The organism is Klebsiella sp. NPDC088457, assembly GCF_044900465.1.
GTDB lineage: Bacteria > Pseudomonadota > Gammaproteobacteria > Enterobacterales > Enterobacteriaceae > Klebsiella.
Map to the genome: position 1 here is coordinate 1 of NZ_JBJDNH010000090.1, position 6,645 is coordinate 6,645.

At 50.3% G+C, this 6,645-nt stretch carries 5 protein-coding genes; 4 read left to right on the plus strand and 1 reads right to left on the minus strand.

Translation table 11 applies throughout. The annotated features are described in order from the left end of the window. Positions 1-255 precede the first annotated feature (255 nt). Both ACI2JR_RS27665 and ACI2JR_RS27670 read left to right on the plus strand, forming a co-directional pair. Complete coding sequence (locus ACI2JR_RS27665; RefSeq protein ID WP_462480028.1) at positions 256-393, plus strand: hypothetical protein; 138 nt, start codon at positions 256-258, stop codon at positions 391-393. Between the two features lie 3 nt (positions 394-396). Beyond that, positions 397-1,137, plus strand: a complete 741-nt coding sequence (locus tag ACI2JR_RS27670) for a tyrosine-type recombinase/integrase (protein ID WP_462480029.1) — start codon at positions 397-399, stop codon at positions 1,135-1,137. 1,007 nt (positions 1,138-2,144) lie between these two features. Here ACI2JR_RS27670 and ACI2JR_RS27675 read toward each other — a convergent pair. Next, positions 2,145-3,155 (minus strand): RepB family plasmid replication initiator protein, encoded by a 1,011-nt coding sequence (locus ACI2JR_RS27675; protein WP_462480030.1) that lies wholly within the window; start codon positions 3,153-3,155, stop codon positions 2,145-2,147. Positions 3,156-3,927: 772 nt separating this feature from the next. Between ACI2JR_RS27675 and sopA the strand changes: the two genes are divergently transcribed. Beyond that, positions 3,928-5,094, plus strand: a complete 1,167-nt coding sequence (sopA, locus tag ACI2JR_RS27680; protein ID WP_064349905.1) for a plasmid-partitioning protein SopA — start codon at positions 3,928-3,930, stop codon at positions 5,092-5,094. Then, complete coding sequence (locus tag ACI2JR_RS27685) at positions 5,094-6,065, plus strand: ParB/RepB/Spo0J family plasmid partition protein (RefSeq protein WP_462480031.1); 972 nt, start codon at positions 5,094-5,096, stop codon at positions 6,063-6,065. Before sopA ends, ACI2JR_RS27685 begins: the two co-directional genes overlap by 1 nt. Positions 6,066-6,645 lie beyond the last annotated feature (580 nt).

A 6,645-nucleotide genomic window follows, 5' to 3' on the forward strand; every position in this document is an offset into this window, starting at 1 on the left:
GTCGGCATGGTTCGAGCGAGCAGATGCCACCGGCTGAATATGAAAACCTATATTATCAACGGCTCAGAAGTGTCTAGATTATCCGTGGCGATTCAATTCACGTAGCGCACCTTCCCTCTTCCAATTCACCTCTCTATTTTCTCCTATCCTGTTAGTCCTGGCATTACCCCATTTTTCCCAAAATGCTTCAGATGGCCTGCAGCCCTTGCCATATCTGGCTTTGCGCAGGATCTGGCGCCAGAAAGGATCCTTTACGTGTTTGGTTTAATCCGCAATAATGCGGGTAAAACCAACAAAAGGATCCGCGCGCTGCGATTTATTGTCATGGCAGGATCTGCCGTTTCAGGCCAGAATAGCGGCTTCCAAACCCGTCGTGCGCTACGTGAAAAATAACTCATGAACAGCATCATTCCCCTGCAGAATTCACCAGATTGCGTCTCCCTGTTGCCCATTGCTCCGGGGGTCGATTTTGCGACCGCGGTCGCACTCCGGCGCATGGCCACCTCCACCGGTGTCACGCCGGCTTACCTGCTTGCGCCGGAAGTGAGCGCCCTGCTCTTTTATATGCCCGATCAACGCCATCACATGTTGTTCGCCACGATGTGGAACACTGGCATGCGCATCGGTGAAGCGAAGACCCTGACACCGGAGTCTTTTGATATGGATGGACTCCGCCCTTTTGTCCGGGTGCTGTCTGAAAAAGTGCGTGCGCGCCGCGGTCGGCCTCCAAAGGATGAAGTGCGTCTGGTTCCGCTGACTGACGAAAGTTTTGTTCGACAAATGGAAAGCTGGATGGTCACCACCCGCCCCCGCCGGCGGGAGCCATTATGGGGTGTGAGCGATGAGACTATGCGTAACTGGCTGAAGAAGGCCGTGAGCCGTGCCGGCGCCGACGGGGTCCACTTTTCGATCCCGGTGACACCGCACACATTTCGGCACAGCTACATCATGCACATGCTCTATCACCGGCAGCCTAAAAAGGTCATTCAGGCACTGGTCGGTCATAAGGATCCGCGCTCGATGGAAGTCTACACCCGCGTATTTGCACTGGAGCTGGCAGCAACCCTTGCCGTCCCGTTTACCGGCGATGGTCGTGATGCGGCGGATATTCTGCGCGCCCTGCCCCCGGCAACCTGATTTCAGGTTTGCGCTGCCGGCTGCCGGCTGCCGGCGAGAACAGGCATTCATATGAGTCAGAGACGCTACACCGGAGATTACCTGAGCAAAGGATATCCTCTATTGATGTTCAGATAAGATCTCATCGAACTGCCGGGTCCCGGATTCTCTGAGTAGTCCGCCTCACTCCTGCACGCTTGTAACCCTCCCCCCGGGTTACCAGGCGCACATTCCGAATGAGCGCATACCGCAGTCATGGAAGATACCCTGAAATACTCACGGGCAGCGTAGACTGCCGCCCACACTTTTTCTTTCCTGCGCACTGCATCGATATGGCGGTGTGACTGCGGCACCTATGGGTATTTACAGAGTATCGCCAGTTCCGTCTTCCGTGGATGCTTTTCCGCTTCCTCATACCGCAGACAATATGTTCTAAACAGAGCATGATTGCATCGGTCCAGTTATCTTGATCGCACAAAGTCCGGCTTCGACCAGTGAGGCAAAACAACTCAGAAAATGCGTTGACCTACTTTGCTATGACAGCAGCTCGAATCGGTTGAACCGGACATGCAGTTCCTTTTTACGATTCACATCCTCAGAGTGAAACCGGCCCTGGTCCTGCAGAAACCAGTGAAACAAGGAAGGAAAAATTTTCGTGTAGCCCAGGCAGCTGACGAACTTATTCAGAAGGTATGACTCCGGACTGTGCGTTAGCCTTTCCCTGCTCAGGGTGGACCAGCACGTCACGCAGGCCTTCATTTAACTTCAACATCAGCCAACAGCAGGAAAATTGACTGCGGCGTGCAGGCCATCATCTCGCTGTCAATACATGGAACGAATTACCCGCCAGAAGCGCATTCCGCTGTCAATATCAGTGTTTTTTAGTATTAAATCGCATACTACAGTCAATTTAATGGGGGGAAGCATGAGGAATAAAGAAAGGTATATTGACTGCGCTATGCGTGATACGTATCACAGTCAATAACAGCGAATAAGAGCACACCGCAGTGATTTTTTGCATACTACAGTCAATTTTCTGACTTCATACTGGTGAGCGCTTCGGCAAGCTTCTGAGGATCAATACCCGCGGCTTTCAAAGCCTTAATGACCTCATCATAGTTCTGCTCAGGAGACAGCTCCTCTTCTTCTTTGCGAGCCGACTTCACTGTACTGCTGATCAGTTTCGGGTTGCGATAGTGCACGCTGAAATAGGCGGCCCGTCCGCGTTTGAATTCGGTGTAATCCAGATATCCGATATCCCGCAGCTGCTCCATCGCTTTGCGAACGGTATGGTTCTGCGTGTACACGTTTGAGGTGAGATTCAGCCGGTCCCGCATACGTTTCATGGAGATTGGCGCCGGGTTCTGAGGCAAGCTTTCGATGTAGGTATACAAGGCTTGCGCAGACTCTTTACGCTGCAGGGCGTCGATCGCCTTCAACCGCAGCAGTACTCGCCGGTCCATGTGGTAGAGCTCGAAGAGTTTGGGTTCGGCCTTGATCTCTACGATATCTTCGTTGATGTCATAGTAAGCTGACTGCACCAGGTGTGTGGTCCAGCCCTTGGTGTCACTCTGGAACTTCAGCGTGACGGTCGCCAGTTTGAACAGAGAGTTACTGATACGGTCGCGCATTTTCTTGTTAGAACGGCGCGAATCAAAACCACACATCTTAACGAACTCAACAAATGACAATTCCAGCGTGTCTTTTTTTACGCCATACTCTGACATGGAGCGAATGATCCCAAGCCAGACTTTAAAGTCCGTATCCATGTCCAGACGCGATCCTGTGATCCTGACGTCGGTGTACCCTTCGCTTTTCGCGATAGATAGCTGTACAAGCTCCTCAGTCGCATCTGTGACGTTTTTACGGTTAGCCTTACTCTTTCCTGTCGATTTCAGCGTAGGAACGAAGAGACCAAGCCTCATGAGTGCAACGGGTTGAACGGTACTGGTGCTGTTGACATCCAGCTTAACAACTTCACCGGTTTTCTTATCAACCTCCTGCAGATTCAGAGGTAAGCTATTATTTTCGCTCGTCATCTTTGATCCCGACAGTTATCCACAAAGGCAAGTATAAATGCATATCTCAGTCAACGGAAATACATACCTCAGTAAATACCGTTGCATATCACAGTATTAGATAATACATACGTCAGTCAACATTTAACACACTATAGTCAATGCTGATCCCCCCTAAGGCCAGGCAGAACAGCGTCTCTGGCGATCCGGGGATCTCTTATGATCTCACTATGATCTCTGTAGGATCATTTATTGGATCGACACTATTAATAACCCTGTCAGACCTACCCACACCAGGTGACGTAAGTCTGTCACCTGGTGTGATATTCTAAATACACCTCGCTGTGAGTTCATCGTCATGATCTTGCACTATCCCCCCTACCAGATCGAATCTTGACTGTAGTATGTGATCTGCATCGGCATGTGCTGATCTCTCTGAATAATGAAATTCCATACCCCAGTCAATATATTGCATACCACAGTGAATATTCACAACAGGAAAGATTTGGTGTGCGAAATTGGCATCAGCGCGACAGTGCTTCCAGTAAGATCAGCTCTTTTCCGCTTCCTCAACGCTTTCTCACAGAGCGAGAAAGCGTTCTGCGGCGAGCGGCAGTAGCCATTATTGACTGCGGTATGCAGTATCCGTGAGATCTCATCTAACCCGGATTGATAATTGCCTGTTTTGTGAGCAACTTTGCATGTTTATGTTCGCTTTGCGTTTTTATTATTGCTTTGCATTAAATTCCAAGATTTAATAAAATTATGCAAAGTAATGATTAAAGGATGCTCAATGGGATTAATGGATACGCTTAACCAGTGCATAACCGCTGGCCATGAAATGACAAAAGCAATCGCGATTGCCCAGTTCAATGATGACAGCCCTGAGGCACGCAAAATTACCCGCCGCTGGAGGATAGGTGAAGCCGCTGATTTAGTTGGGGTATCATCTCAGGCTATCAGGGATGCAGAGAAAGCTGGCCGTCTGCCACACCCCGATCTTGAAACCCGCGGCAGAGTTGAACAACGTGTCGGCTATACCATCGAACAAATCAACCACATGCGGGATGTTTTTGGTACCCGTCTGCGGCGTTCAGAAGATGCCTTCCCACCGGTTATCGGTGTAGCTGCTCACAAAGGTGGCGTTTATAAAACGTCGGTTTCTGTTCACCTTGCTCAGGATCTTGCTCTGAAAGGGTTACGTGTTTTGCTTGTTGAAGGCAACGACCCACAGGGAACAGCATCGATGTATCACGGATGGGTCCCCGATCTCCATATTCATGCTGAAGACACATTACTCCCCTTCTATCTTGGCGAAAAAGATGATGCCAGCTATGCGGTAAAACCTACCTGCTGGCCAGGTCTCGATATCATTCCATCCTGCCTGGCATTACATCGGATTGAAACCGAGTTGATGGGGAAGTTTGATGAAGGAAAACTGCCAACCGATCCGCATCTGATGCTACGTTTAGCCATAGAAACAGTAGCTCACGACTATGATGTCATCGTGATCGACAGCGCACCCAACCTGGGTATAGGTACGATCAATGTGGTTTGTGCCGCCGACGTACTGATAGTTCCGACACCTGCTGAATTATTCGATTACACCTCCGCGCTTCAGTTTTTTGACATGCTGCGCGACTTATTGAAGAACGTTGATCTGAAAGGATTTGAGCCGGATGTCCGCATCCTGTTAACTAAGTACTCTAACAACAATGGTTCGCAGTCTCCCTGGATGGAAGAGCAGATCCGAGATGCCTGGGGAAGTATGGTTTTGAAAAATGTTGTCCGCGAGACAGATGAAGTCGGTAAAGGTCAGATCCGTATGAGAACGGTTTTCGAACAGGCTATCGATCAGCGTTCTTCCACAGGAGCCTGGCGTAATGCACTGTCTATCTGGGAGCCTGTTTGCAACGAAATTTTTGATCGCCTGATTAAACCACGTTGGGAGATTAGATAATGAAACGCGCACCTGTTATTCCAAAACATACTGCGAGTACTGCACCTGCGGAAGTGTCAACGCCCCCTGCTCCGGCCGCGCCAATGGTTGATTCGTTGATTGCCCGTGTTGGGGCAATGGCCCGGGGTAATGCAATCGCCCTGCCTGTATGTGGGCGAGAGGTCAAATTTACACTCGAAGTCATCCCAGGTAGCTCGGTTGAAGAAAACTCCCGAGTCTGGTCAGGTAATGAACGTGATCAGGAGCTTCTGACAGAAGACGCTCTGGACGACCTGATCCCTTCTTTCTTACTGGCAGGCCAGCAAACACCTGCTTTCGGGCGCCGTGTTTCAGGTGTTATTGAGATTGCGGATGGCAGCCGCCGGCGCAAAGCTGCCATCCTGACATCCAGTGATTATCGGATCCTGGTAGGTGACCTTGATGAAGAGCAAATGGCCGCGTTGTCACGGCTAGGTAATGACTATCGTCCAACCAGTGCTTATGAACGTGGCCATCGCTATGCAAATCGGCTGCAGAATGAATTTGCCGGCAATATCACTGCACTTGCCGATGCCGAAAACATCTCGCGCAAGATTATCAGTCGCTGTATCAATACATCCAGACTGCCCAAATCGGTTGTCGCTCTCTTCTCTCATCCTGGAGAACTGTCTGCCCGGGCTGGTGAAGCCCTTTTTAAAGCTTTTGCCGATAAAGAAGAGTTACTGATAAAACAGGCTGCTGACCTGCATGGTCAAAAGAAAGCGGGAGTGATTTTTGAAGCCGATGAAGTCATTTCTCTGTTGAACGCTGTTCTGAAAAATACCCCAGTGGTCAGATCTAATCTCAGCTCGCGGCATCAATACGCACCAGGTGCATCTGTGCTCTACAAGGGTGATAAAGTCATATTGAACCTCGACAGAACGCGCTTGCCTGCAGAATGTATTGAAAGAATTGAAGCCATTTTGAAAGAGCTGGGAGCTACAGCCCTATAATATACCGAGCGGTGAAGGATTTTAACTTCAGAAATTCTTCACCATAATTACCCTTTTTTATTTGTTGGTTACCCTTTCCATATTTTCCTCTAATTATTCTCCATCAGCTATCTTGGACCTTGGTCCCACTTAGTCCATGCACTCTCCGCCGGTCAGCCAGCTGGGACCGTGGTCCCATTTAGTCAATGTACTCTCCGCCGATCAGCCAGCTGGGACCATGGTCCCACTTAGTCCATGCATTCTCCGCCGGTCAGCCAGCTGGGACCGTGGTCCCACTTAGTCCATGTATTCTCCGCTGATCAACCTGCTGGGACCGTGGTCCCACTTAGTCCATGCATTCTCCGCCGATCAACCTGCTGGGACCGTGGTCCCACTTAGTCCATGCATTCTCCGCCGGTCAGCCAGCTGGGACCGTGGTCCCATTTAGTCAATGTACTCTCCGCCGATCAGCCAGCTGGGACCGTGGTCCCATTTAGTCAATGTACTCTCCGCCGATCAGCCAGCTGGGACCGTGGTCCCACTTAGTCCATGCATTCTCCGCCGGTCAGCCAGCTGGGACCGTGGTCCCACTTGAGCAGAA

What these genes read in the sequence shown, in the direction of transcription:
- ACI2JR_RS27670 (WP_462480029.1), top strand. Translation starts at nt 397, where the DNA reads ATGAACAGCATCATTCCCCTGCAGAATTCACCAGATTGCGTCTCCCTG.
- ACI2JR_RS27675 (WP_462480030.1), bottom strand. Translation starts at nt 3,155, where the DNA reads ATGACGAGCGAAAATAATAGCTTACCTCTGAATCTGCAGGAGGTTGAT.
- sopA (WP_064349905.1), top strand. Translation starts at nt 3,928, where the DNA reads ATGGGATTAATGGATACGCTTAACCAGTGCATAACCGCTGGCCATGAA.
- ACI2JR_RS27685 (WP_462480031.1), top strand. Translation starts at nt 5,094, where the DNA reads ATGAAACGCGCACCTGTTATTCCAAAACATACTGCGAGTACTGCACCT.